The following is an 18,499-nucleotide window of genomic DNA, read 5'->3' on the forward strand; positions in this document are numbered from 1 at the left end:
TCAAATCCAGTATCCTTTGCCAGAATAGCAAGGCTCTCCTGACCATTATTGGCAATGACTACCGTAATGCCGGCCTGCCCCAGCAGGTCAAGCGCCAGTTCCTGGTTCATATCGTTGTCTTCAACCGGCAGCAGGCGCGCCCCCTGCAGCTGACGCATAACATCAGCGTGGGTATCGGCCTTTTCCCGAGCGCGTGATTCTGGTGCTCCCGCTGTACCCAAGGCAGCACCGATCGCTTCAAGCAGTGATGATGGCGTTACCGGCTTGGACAAAACCGCTTGCAGGTTGACGCCCTGTTCGCCGGCGGATCCAAGCGCATCTTCCTTGCCGTATGCAGTCACCATGATGGTAACAGGCGCCTGGCTGCCCAGTTCATGTTGCAACCGCCTGACCGTTTCCACACCATCCAGATCCGCCATCTTCCAGTCCATCAGGGCGAGCTGATATGGCTGTCCCTTTTGCAGTGCTGCAGCAGCCATCTGCAGTGCCTGCTGGCCGCTTGAGGCAGTAGCAACCGCGAGCCCGAAGCCGCTGGCCATGTCTGACAGAATCTCGCGGGCAGTCCCATTGTCATCCACCACCAGCGTACGCAGTCCCTGCAGCTCTTTGGCAAGCGGCATGCGGCGCGGCATCGGCACCTGCTGCAGACCGAAGCGGGCATGAAAATGGAAGACCGAGCCTTTGCCGGCTTCGCTCTCAACCCAGATCCTGCCTTGCATCATCTCCACCAGATTCTTGGATATTGCCAGCCCAAGCCCGGTGCCGCCGTACTTCCTGGTGGTCGAGGCATCGGCCTGACTGAACGACTGGAACATCTTGCCGCACTGTTCCGGGGTCATACCAATGCCGGTATCCTGTACCCAGAAATGCAGTTCCACCTCTCCATCACCCTCGGCAACCTTTTCTACGCCGACAACGATCTCACCGGACTCCGTAAACTTGACCGCATTGTTGCCAAGATTGATCAGGATCTGCCCCAGGCGCAGCGGGTCACCGATCAGCGCCGTGGGCAGGTCCGATGCTGCATTGAACAAAAGCTCCAGTCCCTTGTCCTCAGCCTTGAGCCCCACCAGATTGGCAAGGTGGTCCATGACATCCTCAAGACGGAACTCCACCTGCTCCATGCTCAGCTTGCCGGCCTCTATCTTTGAAAAATCCAGGATATCGTTGATGATACCCAGCAGATTTTCCCCGGCACGATGGACCTTCTCGACGTAGTTGCGCTGTTTCTTGTTCAGATCCGTCTGCAGTGCCAGGTGCGACATGCCGATGATGGCGTTCATCGGGGTACGGATCTCATGGCTCATATTGGCCAGAAACTCGCTCTTGGCCCTGGTGGCCTCCTCGGCAACCTCCCTGGCGTGCTTGATCTCGTCTTCGGCTGCCTTCTGTGCCGTAATATCCTGGTAGGCGCCATACATGAAGCGGATGCTGTTGGTCTGCTCATCCCGCACCAGCTTGCCGGCGGCATGCACCCAGACAATAGTGCCATCTGCAGGGCGCTTGTAAGCATAGATCGCATCATAGTGATCATACTTCCCGTCAATGGCCCCCTGATACCGTTCCGCTGTCAGGTCAGCCGTCTCCTGATTCGCCTCCTCAAGGCGCGCAAACCATTCATCCTTCAGATGATAACGACCGTCCGGCCTGATCGGCTCACCCAGAATTTGGGCGGCCCGCTCCGACTGGTAGTAGTAGTCCGGGTCATGGTAGTCAACCACCCAGTAGCCGCTGTTGGTCAGTTCAAGCGCAATGTCCGAGAGGAAGTTTACCCGCTTGATCTCCTCCTCCATCTGTTTGCGTTCGGTAATATCCAGCACCCAGGCCATGACCCCCTGTTCCCCCTCATGCACAAACGGCATGTAGGTCACCAGATAATCACGCAGCTCGCCCCCCGTGGCCCGCAGCCGCATCTCCCGGTTCCGTATCGTTCCTTCACGGGCCAGATCATCAAACAGCTTCACCCGATCAGCAGGGTCTGCGTAGATGCCCGCCGCCGTATCACCTTCCCGCACATCAAACATGCGGCGAAACTCCGGGTTGGTGTAGCGAAACCGGCCCTGAATCGTAAAGGCGGTACCAACCGGGCTGGTATCAAGAATGCCCTGCAGGGTGGCCCGCTGTTCGGTAATTTCCTGGGTGGATGCTGCCAGATCCTTGAAAACCTGCGTGATCGGACGGCCGACATCAACCGCAATCCGTCGCGCCGCCAGAAGCCCCACCAGAATGATCCCGGCAAGCAGACCTGCCAGGGCCATGATCAGCTGGTTCGTCCAGGCAGAAAAATCACGTGCCGGCCCTGCAGTAGCAACGCGCAGCTCCTGATTCTTGAAGGCCAGCCGCTCAAAGGTAACAATCCATTCCTCCGTGCGCTGATTGTCATTCGCCGGTACCGCCACCTGGCCGGTGCCGCTGCCAAGTTTACGTAGCGCCTCGGCAATTGCTGTCAGACCGATCTTTTCAGGCGGCTGCAGCACCGCGCGTCTGATGCTCTCATCGTTGTCAAACCCGCCACCGCGCGGCAGTCCCAGCACCTTTCCGTCAGCAGTCAGCAGCGCCACACGGCCATGCTTCCCGTAGCTCATGGTCCGGGTAATCTTTGAAATGTCGCTCAGTAAAATATCAAAGGCGATAACGAACCTGCGCTGACTGCGCCGGTCGGTCCAACTCAGGGAGGCGGTAATGCCGGGGTCACGGGTAGTCTGAAAAATATAGGGGGCGGTCCAGTGGATCTTGCCTTCTGCAGCTTGAGAAACCACCTCACTGAACCAGGGGCGCTGGCGGGGGTCATAGTCCTGTTCAATACGTTCTTCAGCATTCAGCGTCCGGGCGTCACTCCAATGAAGCCAGCGCTGTGTTTTTGAGTGGCGGGGAATGTCGGTAATCCGGTTTTTCCATTCGGTTGGCGACTTGAGCAGCAGGATCTCGCGCCCCTCGTCAGTGGCAAGGTGCACACTGCTGATCACCCCATGCTCGCGGATGACCGGCATGAAAATCCGGTTGAAGGTGGCTGGATCATCCACATTGGCCAGACCGTTGTCAACCCAGTGGCGAGAAGTAAGCAGCACTTCCTCCAACTGGTTTGCCATGGTCTGCATATGGGCGACAACGCGCGCCGATGCCTCCCGCCGCTCTGCCGCCGCGTAACGTTGTGCCAGCGGGCGGGCCTGCAGCAGGTAGAAGAGGGCAACCGCCAGTAGCGACACCGCCACCAGGGTAAGTGGCACACTCCAGCCAAGCCTGACCAGCAGCGTCTGGATACGACGCTCATTCAGTCGCTCAGCGTCCGGTGCAGCAGCTGTCGTACGATCAGTATCCATCACACATTCTCCGCATTGTCTGCAGCAGCGTAGAATAGATCATCAAATCCCCTGACTTGGGTCCAGCAGCCCGTTGACCGCCATCAGATCATCCTCGCCAAGGGTACCCACAGCAGCCTTCAGCTTCAGTTGCGACATCACGGTATCAAAATAGGCCCGTGCCAGGTCACGCCGGGCAGAGTAAACCTGGTTCTCGGCATTCAGCACATCGATGTTCACCCGGATACCCACATCAAAGGCAGCCCGGTTTGAATCCATTGATTTGATGGAAGATTCCACCGCCGCACGGAGCGCCTTCACCTGGGCCAGCCCATTAACCGTTGAGAGATAGGCCTGCCGGGCCGAAAGTTCGGCTGCCCGCTGGGCAGCGGTCAGGTTAGACTCGGCCGCCCGTCGGTTGGCTACCGCCTCACGCTGCCGGGATGTCACCACCCCCCCCTGGTAAAGCGGAATGGAAATCTGGATGCCGGCGGTCAGTTCATCAGTCCCCTGACGGTGGCCGGAAGATAGCGTATCATTGTAGCCTTTGCTTGCCACAAAATCCACGGTTGGATAATGGCCGGCCCGCTGCTTGTCCACCTCGCTGGAGGAAACCTTAACATTCAACTGCTGCTGCTGGACCGCCAGATTGTTGGTGCGGGCATTCTCCAGCCACTGTTTGCTATCCAGCGGCTGCGGTGACGGTAACGCCACCCCCCGGCGCTGCGGGGCAAGCTTGTCCACCGGCTGGCCGGTAATCAACTGCAATGCCTGGCGGCGGATTGCCAGATCGGTCTCGGCAGAGGCCACCTGAGCCAGGGCCAGATCATAGCGTGATTCAGCCTCGAACACATCCGTCTGAATGCCCACTCCCACCTCAAAGGCGTTGCGGGATCTCTGCAGCTGCGAATCAATTGCCTTCTGCAAGGCATGCACCGCCTGCAGGTTTTCAGAGGCATACAGCACATCAAAATACGCCTGGGCAAGACGCAGGATCAGTTCCTGTTCCGCCTGGCGGTAGACAAGATCCGCCTGTGACACCAGCAGCTTTGACTGATTAAACCCTACCCAGTTCTGCCAGCGGAAAAGCGGCTGCGTCAGGTTCAGGTTATAGCCGTAGCTGTCATAGCTGTTATGTGCTGTTGTATTGGCAGTCCGGTCTCGAACATCCTGATCATGCCAGTTCACGTTTCCGCTCAGGGTCACGCTGGGCAGCAATCCTGAACGCCCCTGGTAGTACTTTTCTTCAGCGGCGTCCCTGGTTGCCCGCGCTGCACTAAAGGTCGGGTCATTGACCTTTGCGGTCTGGTACAGCTGCGCCAGGTCGGCGCAGTAGGCAGTCGAGCTGATCAGCAGACCAAGCATAAGACAGGAAATCAGTTTCATAGGCAAAAACCTCACAGCAGAATCACACGTTGTGGTGTGTTGGGTCATCGTGCAGTCCAAGGGCTGAAGCGTCGGCAACAGCAACGGTCGTATCATCATGGGTACTGTCGGGATGCGCGGCTGTATCCGTCAGCGGTTGATCATGATGCAGATCAAGCGTACCCAGTTCCTCCGGTGTCGGTGCCGTTGCAGCAGCAGCAGACAGATCGGCATGATCCACCCCCGCCGCGGTCAGATAGCTGTCCAGCGGAGTGTCATGCAGTGCTGAATCATTGGTCAGTGCAGCGGAAGCCGCATGATCTGCAAACTGCATATATCCGGCCAGCGGATCCTGGTGCTGTATATCAACATTAACAACATTCTCTGTCCCCGGCATGCCATGGCTGTCAGGTTCAACATGCGGAACCGGATCGGCATGCTGGGTAACATCTGCAGCGGCAGAATGATCCGCACCGGTTATCGCTACCGTGTCGTGGTGGGCCGGGTCCATGGCCGGCTCCACACCGATCATATCGTGTACGTATGTACCACCGCCATCGTCATCCGTAACGACCGCTGATTCATTGGTAAGTGCAGCGGAAGCCGCATGATCTGCAAACTGCATATATCCTGCCAGCGGGTCCTGATGCTGTGTATCAACATTAACGACATTCTCTGTCTCCGGCATGCCGTGACTGTCAGCTGCTGCCATCTCATGAACAGCATCATGGGTTACCGGCTCAACATGCGGAATTGGATCGACATGCTGGGTAACATCTGCAGCGACTGAATGATCCGTGCCGGTTGGCGCAACCGTGTCGTGGTGGACCAGGTCATCGGCGGAGGCCACCGCGAGTGCATCGTGGGGCGTTTGGCCAACGGCGCTGCCATCATCCGCAACAAGGGTATCGGCCGTGTCGATCGGCTGGTCGCCAGCGTTTTCATCGGCCTGGGGTGCGGGCGCGGGCGCCGGGGCCGGCGGCGGTTGCACATGCACGGTAAACGGCAGATCCACCGGGCTGCTCAGCGTGCCATCGACCAGCGAGCCGGTGAGCCGGATGTCCGCATCGCCCGTAAAGCCGGGCGGCGGGATCAGCACCGCGTTGGCGAGTTGGCTGCCCAGCAAGTGGATATCCGTACCCGTTTGGCCCGTGCCAAGTCCATTCACCTCGACACGCCAGTCAGCGCTGGGCAGGGTCAGGGCAAAGTCGGTGCCCAGTGCCTCGCTGCTGTCCACGCCTAGTCCGCTGTAGTCGAGCGGCAGCGCAATGCCGCCGGCCTGCTGGGGGGAGACCGTGAGGTCATGCGCACTCATGGACATGTCCAGCACCGGGTCGACATGAATGGCGAGGTAGGCCGTTTGGGTGGCGGATTCGCCGCTGGCCTCGGTGGAGGTGGCCGTCACGGTCAGGTGCAGGGTGCCGGCATACTGGTCTGGCGCGGTGAGCGTGAGCCCCTGCAACTGGGCGGGGGTCAGCGTCCAGGTGTCGTCCGCGTTGTGAACGCCGGCGCTCAGGGTGGCGCCCTGCACCAGGCCGCTGATGACGATCGAGGGGGTCTCGCTGGGGTCGATGTCCAACTGCAAGCCGATATTGAGCGCGATGGCGCCGGCGTCTTCGTGGCTGGAGAGGTCGGCCACGGTCAAGGTTGGCTGCTCGGCCTCGGGGTGGATGGTGAGCTGCAGGTCGGTGGCGGTGCTGGCGGACTCGGTGCCGTCGGTGCTGGTGACGCTGACATGCAGCGGGATCGTGCCGCTGAAGTCCTGCGGCGGCGTGAGCGCCAGGCCCGGAAGCTGGGCGGGTGTGAGCGTCCAGCTGCCGTCGTGGTTGTCGGTGCCGGCAGAGAGCGTTGCTCCAGCAGGGAGACCACTGAGGGTGACCGACAGGGTTTCCGAACCATCAGGCGAGGTCGCGGTGATCACCAGCGGCACATCGTGGTCTTCATACAGGTCCGACGACACCGCCTGTGCGGCTGACCCCGCACCGCCCGCGCCGCGATCAAGAAAAAAATCTGTATTGGCAGAGCCCGGGCTCCACATGTCCGCGGCTACCACATGCGGTACCAAGCAGCAGCGGACGGATGCATCAGTGGGCCCACCGAAGATCACCTCGATACGCTGCGCCCCCTCCAGAGCCGCGGGCGTCAAACCGGCAAAGGTCACCAAAGGGACACCCCCTATGTCTGTGATGACCTGAGGTGCGCCGGCGACATCCTGCCCATCGATGCGCATACCGGTAATCAGGGTCGGATCGACTCCCCCGTATGGGCTAATTCCCCATCGGTCAATATCGTCGAAAAAGTTGGAATCGAAAGTCAATTCATCATGGGTAAGACTGCTGCCATCCTTCCAAGTGAGTTCCGCCGTTGATGAGAGCTGCGGCGTGCTGCTTGCGGCCGCGGCTCCGGCTGAAACCGCCCCCAGGGCCACGCTCAGCGTCGGCGTATCGGCCACCGGCGTGATATCGAGGGCGGCATGGGCCGTAGCGGTGGCCGTGCCGTCAGTGACTTGGACCGTGACCGGCAGATGACTGCCGTCGAAGTTGGCGGTGGGGGTGAACACCCAGTCGCTGCCCTGTTTGGAAAATGCCCCGTATTGCGGGTCGACCGTGACCGCGCCGATGTGCATGACTGCACCCGCAGCGTCGTCATGGGCACCGACCAGTTGCAGCAGGTCGGCTTCGCTGAAGGTTTTGGCGGTGTCTTCCAGGGTAGCGCCGAGGTCGGCCGTTGTGGCGGATACGCTGGGCCCTTCATTGCTGCCGGTGACGGTGATGGTGACATCGTGGGTGGTACCGTCTGCGGAAGTGACGGTGAAGACTTCCGGATGGGAGTCTCCTGCTGCGATGGCGTCCGCGCGGTCGTCCGGGGTGTAGGTCCACTGGCCATCGGCGCTGACGGAGAACTTGCCGTAATGGCCGGCGGTATCGGTCTGCGCGATCAGGTGGTTTTCCCCGGCATCGGGGTCGGTCACGATCAATTGCCCGGATACACTCGAATCGTCGTCCGCCGTCGTCCCGGCCAGATCACCGGCAAAGTGGGCTTGGCCCGGATCACTGACCGTCACGGTAAATGGCAGGTCGATCGGATGGTGAGTACCGTCGTCAGTAATTTCTGCGGTGAGACGCAATTGCGCATCTCCATGGAAGCCTGGTGGTGCCTGAATATCTACCTGTGAGAGGTCTCCAACATATTGAGGCGGTATATCTACATGGAAAGGCCCTCCTGCATGCGGATTTTGCGGGTCAGCATTCGAGCCATCCGCGGCTTTTACTTGATAAAACGCATGAGCTACATAGACTACCCAATCGGCTGAGGGTAACTCGATACGAGCGGACAAGAATTGTTCGCCGCTATCCGTCTGGGAGCCAATCTGGATTGGCAGCTGAAACTCGGTACCAGCAGAAGTGGTCACATCCTGCATCGACACGGTCATATCCAATACCGAGTGAACAGTGCCACCCACATAACGCGTGGTAGTGGTCGTCTCACCCGTAGCCTCCATCGCCGTCGCAGTCACCTTCAGCGCATAGGAACCCGACCAGTTCACATCCGGCGTCAGCTTCAATCCCTGCAACTCTGCCGGTGTCAGCGTCCAGCTGCCATCCGCGTTATGCGTGCCGGCGGAAAGCGTCGCTCCGGAAGGCAGGTCTTGAATGGTGATGCTGAGCGTCTCACCAGCGTCATGGTGAACATTGACGTCGATATCCAGTGCTACAGCACCGGAGTGTTCCATCGAATCCGCCAGATTCATCACCGACAGGGCCGGCTTTTCAGCCACCGGATCGACGGTGATATCAAGCTGCATGAGCTTGTCGGCCGTGAGCGTGTGGTCGGTTGACGTCGCCGTAACCGCCAGGTGAATGTCACCGGAAAAATCCGCTGGCGGGGTCATGATCAGCCCCGGCAGTTGGTCCGGACTCAGCGTCCAGCTGCCATCCGCGTTGTGCGTTCCGGCAGAGAGCGTGGCCCCCTGCGGCAAGCCGGCCACCTGCAGCGCAAGGTGTTCAGAGGTATCCGGGTCGCTCAGGGTGATGTGCAGCTCGACACCGGTATCTTCGGGAATGCTGGCCGTGAAATGCGAGTCGGAGGGAGGACCCTGACGGTTGGTAATGGTTCCTTCCCGATAACCAGCTTGCGGGTCAGTCCATCCGGTCCATCCGGCCTGTTCATTTACATAGTCTTCGCCCACAGGTTGGCCAGGTACGTTGTAGAACTTTAGTGACCATGAAGTGGATGCATGCTGCGGATCGCTATGTGCCGCATCATCCTTGAAGATAAAAGTCACCTCCTGGCCCGGATGGTCGCTGAAGAGAAATGCGTTATTTCTATCACCTCCCAGATCGAGCACGGCCGCGCGACCCTCTGGCGTATCTTCTATACCCGTTACCTGAAACAGGTGTCCCATGATCATGACGGCTTTCAGGTCATCCACACAGGCTTGATCTTCGGGAATCAAATGAGCGCCCGTGCCAATCATGTCACCAAAATCTGTTGCGATGTGTGGGCCATACGCAGCCCCCGGACTTCTCATGACCGCTGTATCCGATGGCGCACCTAAAGCAGCGCTCATCTGCACGGCACCCAGGCTGATACCGAGCACCGGGGTGTCTGCCACCGGGGTGATGTCGATCATCGCGTGGCCGGTGGCCGTGGCAGAGCCATCGGTGACCTCGATGGAAATCGGCAGGTGGCTGCCGTCGTAGTTGGCCGCCGGGGTAAAGGTCCAGCTGCCGCTGGCCGCATCGTGGGCGAAACTGCCGTATTCCGGGCTGATGCGCACCGCGGCGACATGCAGCGCGTCGTGGTCGGCATCGCTGCCGCCCACCATTCGGATCAGGTCGGCGTCGGTGAAGGTCTTGGCGGTGTCCTCGGTCGTCGCCCCCAGATTGGCGGCGTGGGCGGCATCCACGGCCGTCACGGTCGGGCCGTGGTTGCTGCCGGTGATGGTGACGCTGGCGGTCTGGTGGATGGTTCCTGCCGAGGGGTCTGCGGCCTGTGCCATCTCGTACTGCACCTGCACCTGCTGTTGCTGGCCGTGGGCGAGGCTGCTGAACGCACTGCTGGTCGGATCAACCTGCAGGGTGTGGCCGTCGGCGGCCAGCGTGAAGCCGGCCGGCACTTGATCGGACCAGGATTGCCCACCGTCGGAGGAATACTGCACATGCTGCACTGCCGTGCCGGCGACGCTGCCCGAGAGCAGGTCGAGCGACGTGGCCGCCGTGCCATGTTGGGCTGAAGCGGTGGGTGTGTCCTGGTACAGCACTTCGGTGCTGGCATCGACGGCGGTGCCAAACAGGTCGGTGGCGTGGGCCGTGACGGCCCAGTCGTGGTTGCCATCGACCAGCACCTGGCTTTGATCAAAGCTCAGACTCCACGCGCCGCCGGTCACCGTGGTGTGCAGGTCGAAGGTGTTTTCTGGGTGGTTCTTGTCGGCCAGGTGCAGGGTGATCGGCGTGCCATCAGGCAGGCCGACGGCCGTGCCGTGGATGGCGAGGTCAGTCGAGGTGGTCTCGAAGCTGCTGGTCGTATGCAGGGCATTGTCGACCGTGGTGATCGCCAATTGCCCCGGCGTGGCCTTGATGTCGAGCTGGGCGTGGGCCTCAACCGTCGAGGTGCCATCCGTCACCTTGAGGGTGATGTCCAGGTCGTCGGCGTGGAAGTTGGCGGCGGGCTTGAAGATAAAGTCGCCGTTGGGCTGCGGCGCGAAATAGCCGGCGCGTGGGTCGATATGAACCTCGGTGATGCTGAGCGCATCACCATCCGGGTCGGCGGCGCCCACCAGTTGCAGCAGTTGCGCCTTGGTGAAGGTGGTCTCGGTGTTGACGGCGATGTCAGGCATCGGCGCCGGGTGCGAGCCATCAGCGGCAACGGTGAGCACATCATCGACGGCGGTCACCGCCAGTTTGGCGTGTGCGTCGGTGGAGGTGGTGCCGTCAGTGACGGCAATGGTCAGCGGCACCTGGTCGCCATGGAAGTCGGCGGCCGGGGTGAAGGTCCAGTCGCCGGTGACGGCATCTTTGGAAAATGCACCAAATTTCGGGTCGACCGCCACACTCCCCACGTGGAGGACGTTACCGGCATCAGCATCGGCGGCGCCGACCAGTTGAAGCAGGTCTGCCTCGGTGAAGGTCTTGGCGGTGTCCTCGGCGGTGGCGCCGAGGTTGGCGACATGGGTCGCATCGGCCGTCACGGTCGGCGCGGTGTTGGGCGGCGGGGTGATGTCGATCACCCCAGCCCCCGAGGTGGTGGCCGTGCCGTCGGTGACGCTGATTGTCAGCGGGATGTCATTGCCACTGACGCCCTGTGCCGGGGTGAAGGTCCAGCTGCCATCCGGGTTGTGGGCAAAGCTGCCGTACTGCGCGTTGATGTGCACATCGGAGACCGTCAGCGAACCGCCACCGGGGTTGGTGGCGCCAAATAAGGAAAGTAATGTAGCTTCGGTAAATGTCTGCGGCTGGTCAGATACACCAGCACCCAAATCGACCACATTGTTGACGACCTGTGGCCCCTGGCTGGTGCCGCGTATGTCGATTACGATGTCGTGGGTGGTGCCGTCGCTGAAGCGCACCGTGAAGGTGTCGTGGTCGGTCTGCCCGCTGGCCAGCGCCTGGCTGGCGGGCAATGACGGATCGAGCTGGAAGCGCCAGATGCCCTGGGCATTGACGGAAAGCTGCCCGAATTGGCCTTGGGTGGCGGTTTGCTCGACGATGTGCGGCGCGGCGCTGTCCACGTCGGTGGCGCGGACCATGCCGGCCGCCTCCAGATTGGCACGGGCCAGATCGGCGACGTGCGAACCCATGTCGATGACGGTGGCGGCGTCGTCGGTGCCGGTGACCTGTAGCGTAATGGTTTGGGTCGTGGCCGCGCCGTGTTCGTCGGTGACCGTAGCGGTGAACGTTTCCGTTTGATGGTCATTGACGTTGAGGGCCTGAGTCGCAGGGCGGCTGTTGTCCAGGGTGTAGGTCCACTGGCCGGTGGATGGATCGATGGCTAGATTGCCGTAGGTGCCAGCAGTCTGGGCGATGGACCAGGTGAGGTGTGCGCCGGCGTCGACGTCGGTGGCTACGAGAGTGCCGGTGGCGGTAGTCGTGGCGGCATCTTCGGTCACTGCGCCTGTGGCGCTGCCCGCTGTCGAGGTGACGGTCGGCGCGTCGTTGCTGCCGGTGATGGTGACGGTGACGGTGTGGGTGGTGCCGTCAGCGCTATGCACCTCGAAGGAATCGGTGATCTGCCTTCCGGCCGGGAGTGCCTGGATGGTTGGGTTGTCGTTGTCTGCCGCATACGTCCAGCTGCCGTTGGGCAAGATTGCAAATGAGCCGAGGCCGGCACTGCTCTGGCCATGCGCGGCGGCGAAGGTGGCCTCGCCCTGATCGGCATCGGTTACGGCCAGTTGCCCCATGCAGGTGAGCGAGTGATGCGTCTGCCCCTGTATGGTGCTCGTCAGGACACTGGTGTCTTCGGTGACTCCGGATTGCGTGCCGGTTTCGGTGATGACCGCCCCGTCGTTGGTGCCGGTGACGCCGATGGTCACGGTCTGGGTGGCCGTGGCGCCGTGCTCGTCGGTGACGGTGACCGTAAAGGTTTCGCTCCCCGGGTGTCCGCTGGTCAGGCCCTGGGTGGCGGCACGGCTGTTGTCCAGGGTGTAGGTCCACTGGCCGGTGGCAGGATCGATGGCGAGATGGCCGTAGGTGCCGGCAGTCTGCGCGACAGACCAGGTGAGGTGCGCGCCGGCGTCGGCATCGGTGGCCGCTAGGGTGCCGGTGGCCGTGGTCGTGGCGGCATCTTCGGTCACCGCACCGCTTGCGCTGCTCACCGCGGAGGTGATGACCGGCGCATCGTTGGTACCGGTGACGTTGACGGTGACGGTCTGGCTGACGTGCTCGCCGCTGTCGGTGGTGACTTCGACGGTGAAGGTTTCGGTGCGGGTCTGGCCAGCGGCCAGTTCATTGGTGGCAGCCCGGCTGTTGTCCAGCGTGTAGGTCCAGTGGCCCTGCGCGTCGACGGCGAAGCTGCCGTAATGACCGGCGGTGTGCGACTGGGCGGTAAACACCGGATGGTCACCCGTATCAGCGTCGGTAACATGCATCTGGCCCGAGAGGGTCTGGTGGGCGGCGTCATCCTCGGTGGTTTGGCCAAGGATAGGGTTGGGCATCCTTACATCGGCTTGATTGCCTGAAACCTGGACGTCCACGGAGTCGGTGACCATGTGGTTGACTACGGTATGAATGGAGTGATGGCCATCCGACAGCTTGGGCACACCCAGCTGCCAATGCCCCTGGGCATCGGCCGTTGTAGTGCCGAGGACGAGGTAACCCTCGACGACTTGCACCGAATCACCGGCGCCGGCGGTGCCGGAGAGCACGGAAATTCCGGTATTGGCGTTTACGCCAACCAGTTTGTTCAGATAGATATAGTCGCCGGGGCCACCAGGACGATCGTCGTCACAGACCTTGACCAGCTGGCCAACGGTGCCGTCTTCGAAGACCACCAGGCCGCCATCGAAGTTGTTCCGAATGCTCGGTGCCAGCGGCGCGTAACGCGCCGGCCCGCCGTCGAGGTGTTGGCCGAACCACTGGTGTTGGGCCAGATAGATATAGCCGGCTCCGGCAGCAGCGAGATTGCCGGTGTTGTAGTTAGCAGCTGTTACGGGCAGGTCGCCGTGGGCAATGCTGGCCAGCAGGTTGTGGCTGTCGCCCGGCAGGTAGAGCCCGACGATGCGGGTGCCGACCGGGACGCCCTCATGCGCACTCGTGTACATGCTGAGATCGGTGGCGCCGGTGAATTCGGCGACCTGGGCAACCTGGCGGATGTCGGCCGGTGCCGGGGGCGTCACCTGAATCAGCGGCGCATCGTGGGTGCCGGTGAGCGTGATGGTGATGTCCGCCGGCCCGTTCGGACCCTGGATGGTGAAGGTTTCGGTGCGGGTCTCGCCTTCTTTCAGGCCCTGCACGGCATCTGCGTTGTTGTTGAGGGTGTACACCCAGTGGCCCTGGTCGCGCAGATCGAGGTTGCCGAAGTGCCCGGCCATGGTGTGGTCGCCCAGATGCAGGGTTCCGCCACTGGTCGAGGAGAGGTCGCCGGTGATGACTGTGGTGGCGGCATCTTCCTTGACGCTGCCGGTGACGCCTGTCAGCGTCGAACGGACGGCGACTTCCGCATGGGCGGTGGTGGTGGCGGTACCGTCGCTGACAGTGAGCGTGACTGGCAGGTGGTCGCCATGGGCGGTGCCGGCCGGATGGAAGGTCCAGTCGCCGCTGGCGGCGCGGGTGAAGCTGCCAATCGCGGGGTCGATGTTGACGGCACTGATCGCGAGTGTGTCGTGATCGACGTCGGCCGCATGCACGAGGGAAAGCAGCTGCGCCTCGGTGAAGGTCTGGCTGGCACCGGCAAAGGCGGCCCCAAGATTGGCGGCGTGGGTGGCATCGACGGCGGTGACGGTGGGGGCGTCGTTGACGCTGGCCACGTGCAGGGTGCCGGTCGTCTCGGCCGAGTCGGCATGACCGTCGCTGACCGTGTATTTGAAAGCGACATCGCCGTTGAAGTTGGCAGCGGGCTGGAAGCTCAGGTGCGGGATGTCGGCCGCGGCGATCTGTTGTCCGGCGGTGACGGCGTGGCCGTTGAGCAGCAGCTGGCCCTGGGCCGCTGTCGGCAAGCCGGTGACGGTGACATGCTGAAGGGTGTCGCCGGCGTCGGCGTCGCTGAATCCGAAATTGGCGGCCGAGAAGGTGTAGACGGTGTCCTCGGTGCCGGAGAGGCTGGCGGCTGGCGTCGTGGGCGCATCGTTGACGCTGGCCACGTGCAGGGTGCCGGTGGCGGCGGCGGAATCGACATGTCCGTCGCTGACTTTGTAGCCAAAGGCAACGTCGCCGTTAAAGTTGGCAACGGGCCGGAACACCAGATGCGGGATATCTGTCGCGTCGATCTGCTGGCCTGCCGTGACCGCCTGGCCGTTCAGCAGGAACTGCCCTTGTGTCGCCCCATCCGGCAGCTGGGTCAGGGTGACATGGTGCAGCGTATCGCTCGCGTCCACGTCATGGAAGCCGAAATCAGCAGTGCCGAGCGTGATGTCCTGGTCTTCGGTGCCCTGCACGCTGAGGGTCGTGGAGATGGTCGGCTGGTCGTTGGTACCGACGATATGCACGGTGACGGTATGCGCGGTACCATCAGCTGAATAGGCTGTGAATGTATCGGTGAGCGGTTCACCTTCACCTAATGCCTGCACGGCCGGGTTATTGTTGTCGAGTCGATAGATCCATGCGCCTGTAGGTGCCACGATAAATCCACCGTAACCGCTATCGCTGACGCCATGGAATTCAGCTTTAAAGTGATTTTCACCCTGGTCAGTATCGGTTACCTCAAGCTTGCCTGAGGCTTGGGAATAGGCTGATCCACGAGTCAATGTATCTTCTTTAACCGGATTTCCGGGACTGTTTTCTGTAATCACAGCCGCATCATTGGTTCCCGCCAGGGTTACCGTAATGGTCTGGCGGGTGCCATCGGCCGTCATGACTTCGATGCTGTCGGTAGCCTGATGGCCACCCTGGAGCGCCTGGACTTTAGGAGCGCTGTTGTCGGCGGTGTAGGTCCAGTGGCCCTGTGCGTCGATGCTGAAAGTGCCGTAGCCGTGGTCGCCGGGGATGCCCTGCATGGCGATAAAGTGTTCCTGGTTGGCATCCGGGTCGGTCACAACGAGCTGCCCCTCGGTGTGCAGCGTGGTGCCGGTGCCGACGTTGTCCTCGATGACATCGCCGGTGTGCGTGCCGCCGATCACTGCCACGTCGTTGGTGCCCTGAATGGTGACGGAAAGCACCTTGGGTGTGCCGTCGACGCTGCCCACGAGGATGCTGTCGGTCAGGGTTTTGCCGGCAACGAGGGCCTGGACATCGGGGTTGCTGTTGTCAAGCTGATAGGTCCAGTCGCCATTGGCCGCCAGGGTGAAGTGGCCGTACTGAGTCACCTGGTCTACCGGCTGGAAGGCCGCCTCGCCCGCGTTGGGGTCGATAATGCTGAGATGCTGCCGGATCGTGCCGGTCTGGTCTTCGTCGATATGGTCGGCGGAGACGCCGGCGATGATCGCAGGAGCATTCGCGCCCTTGATCTGCAGGTCAATGGTGTGGGTGGTGCCGTCGGCCGTGCGCACCGTGAACTGCTCGGGCAGGTGGCCATCGGCCGGCAGTGAAACGATCGCCGGTTGCCGGGCGTCGGCGGTATAGGTCCAGGTGCCGTCTTCCTTGATCTCGAGCACGCCGTAGGTGCCGGTCAGCAACTGCGCCTGGAAGTGGCCCTCGCCCTGGTCGAGGTCGAGAACAGCAAGTTGGTGGCTGATGACGACCCGCCCGCCCTGGGCAGCGGCCACCGAGCCCACGGCATGGTCGATGCCGGCGACGATGGGCACGTCGTTGGTGCCGGTGACGGTGATCTGCAGCAACCCGCCGTTACTGCCGCCGTGCTGGTCGGTGACGATGACCGGCACCGTCACAATCGCTTTCTGCCCGGCGCCCAGATAGTTGTAGTGGGCATCGGCCGGATCGAAGTGGTACTGGCCGTCGGCGTCAAGGGTCAGGCCCGGGATGTGCTGGGCCAGGCTGTAGCTCAGCGTGTCGCCGGTATCAGGGTCGGTGGCGGTGAGCTGGCCATTGACGACGCCGGCGCCCTCGGCGACGTGCCGCATCGGCGTGACGCCGAGGGTGGGCACATCGTTGGTGCCGGTGACGGTAATCTCGAGGGTGCGCTGCGCGCTTGCGCCAGAGGCATCGACGACCTCGACCGGGATGCTGATCACCTGCGGCTGGCCGAAGGGCAGATGGTCATAAGCCGGGTCGGACGGATCGAAGGTATAGCTGCCGTCGGGGTTGAGCGTGAAGCCGGCCACCGGGGCGGTCGCCCGGAAGGTGAGCACCTCGTGGTCATCGAGGTCGATGGCGAACAGGCGGTTGTGGATGACTGCGCTGCCTTCGAAGGTCGCCATGGGCGGCACCGTCATCATCAGCGGCGCATCGTTGGTGCCGGTGACGACGATCTGCAGGGTCTCGGTGCTGCGCGCGCCGGCCTGGTCGGTGACGGTGACGGGGATGTTGATGAACTCCTGGGCGCCCGGGGCGAGGTGCTGGTAGGCCGTGTTGGACGGATCGAAGTCGTAGCTGCCATCGGCGTGCAGGGTGAAACCGGGCACGGCCTGGGTGGTGCCGTAGACGAGGATGTCGGTGCTGTCGACATCATGGCCGATCAGTTGCCCATGCAACAGCGGGTCGTCTTCGTGCGTCTGCTGGCTGGTGGCCTGGAGCGTGGGCGCGTCATTCGTGCCCTGGATGTAGACCGTGAGGGTCTGCGTGGTGCTGCCGTCCTTGCTGGTAACGGTGATCGTATCGGTCAGCGGTGCATCGCCCGGGCGCAGGGCTTGCACGGCCCCATCGGTCGGGCTCAGGGTGTAGGTCCAGCTGCCGTCGGCCGCCACGACGAACTCGCCATGCTGGCCCGCACCGTGGGAAATCGGCTGGACTGCGGCCTCGCCGTTATCGACGTCGGTGATGTCGAGCTTGCCGGAGAACGCCGTCAGCGTGTCCTCGGTCACGGTGCCGACGGCGGTGCCGCCGATGACGGCCTGGTCGTTGGTGCCGTGGAGGGTGATGGTGATCTGTTGCGTGGTGCCGTCGGCCGAGCGCACTGTGAGGGTGTCGGTCGCCATCTCGCCAGCGCCGAGTTTTTGAGCGGCGGCGTTATCGAGGTCGTAGGTCCACTGGCCGTCGGCAGCCAGGTGCAGGGTGCCGTGCTGGCCGGTGATGTCACCAGCCTGGAAATGGGCCTCACCGGTGTCGACGTCGGTAACGTCGAGCTTGCCGCTGGCGATAAGCTTCTGATCCTCGGTCACCTGGTCAGCATGGCTACCGGTGATCACAGCGCCATCGTTGGTACCATGGACGTTGACAACGATTTGGGCAAGCTGGGTCTGTCCCTGGGCATCGGTGACAAAGGCGAGGAAGCGTTCGGTGACCTGCTGCCCGGCGCCGAGCGCCTGGACAGCGGGCAGGCTGCTGTCTAGGTGATAGTGCCATTGGCCGTCCTGACCGAGGTCGAGGGTGCCGTAATGACCGGTGGGGGTGCCGAGCGCCCATTGGTGTGCACCGGGGGCGCCGCCGGTTACCGACAATGTGCCGCTGCTGTCCAGCTGGCTATCTTCTGTTACAGCTCCGCTTACCGTCCCCTGGATATGCAGTGGGGGAGTGGCCGGTACACCGGCACCACTGCCGGATGTGTGGGCGGCAGCAGCCTGTCCACTAGCAGACGAAGCAGCCGTAGGCATTGTTCTCGATACTGCTGCAGCACCGGCAGGATGGGGCACTGCACTGGCAACACTGCCAACCTGTCCACTGAGGCCTGCACTATGGGCAACGGCATCTGCACTGCCTGGTACAACGGGCTGAGACAGGGGGCTTGCAGCATGGGCCACCGCAGAACCTACCGGTCGGCTGGCTTCATGATCTGCCGGTTGACCGGCTGCCTGTTGGTGTGAAAAATCGGCATGGGGCGCGTCAGCCTGCGAGAAGATGCCAGCATGTGCGACACTCCCCGGTGAACCCTTGGACGAATCAGCACCAGACAGGTGCTGCCGGTCGGCTACTTTTTCATCCCAGACTACGGTGCCGGATTCGTCTCCTTCTGCCTCACCAAGTTTACCCAGGGCCTTGTCTTTGGTCTTGAGCAGCGCAGCCTGCTGTTCGGCAGTAAGATCAGTAAACTTTCTTTTCAGCAGCTGTTCCTGCTGCTCGGCGGTAAGTTCTTGTATAACTGGTCTATCTTTCATGGCACTGTTCCTTTATTTCTTACAGCTCAACTGG

At 62.1% G+C, this 18,499-nt stretch carries 3 protein-coding genes; all 3 read right to left on the minus strand.

Features of this window, described 5'->3' with window-relative positions; all coding sequences use genetic code 11:
• Positions 1–3,320, minus strand: a 3,320-nt coding sequence (locus OEL57_RS01630; protein WP_300736151.1) for an ATP-binding protein, incomplete at its 3' end; no start/stop codon positions are given.
• A gap of 42 nt (positions 3,321–3,362) precedes the next feature.
• The gene (locus OEL57_RS01635) at positions 3,363–4,685 is read right to left on the minus strand and encodes a TolC family outer membrane protein (protein WP_300736155.1); all 1,323 of its coding nucleotides are present in this window, start codon (positions 4,683–4,685) and stop codon (positions 3,363–3,365) included.
• 22 nt (positions 4,686–4,707) lie between these two features.
• On the minus strand, positions 4,708–18,465 hold the full coding sequence (locus OEL57_RS01640) for a VCBS domain-containing protein (protein ID WP_300736158.1): 13,758 nt from the start codon (positions 18,463–18,465) through the stop codon (positions 4,708–4,710).
• Positions 18,466–18,499 lie beyond the last annotated feature (34 nt).

The sequence above is a fragment of the Trichlorobacter sp. genome, from assembly GCF_030247655.1.
In the GTDB taxonomy this organism is placed as follows: domain Bacteria; phylum Desulfobacterota; class Desulfuromonadia; order Geobacterales; family Pseudopelobacteraceae; genus Trichlorobacter.

Bases quoted from the DNA above. Each gene is read 5' to 3' on its own strand.
- OEL57_RS01635 (WP_300736155.1), bottom strand. From the start codon at position 4,685: ATGAAACTGATTTCCTGTCTTATGCTTGGTCTGCTGATCAGCTCGACT.
- OEL57_RS01640 (WP_300736158.1), bottom strand. From the start codon at position 18,465: ATGAAAGATAGACCAGTTATACAAGAACTTACCGCCGAGCAGCAGGAA.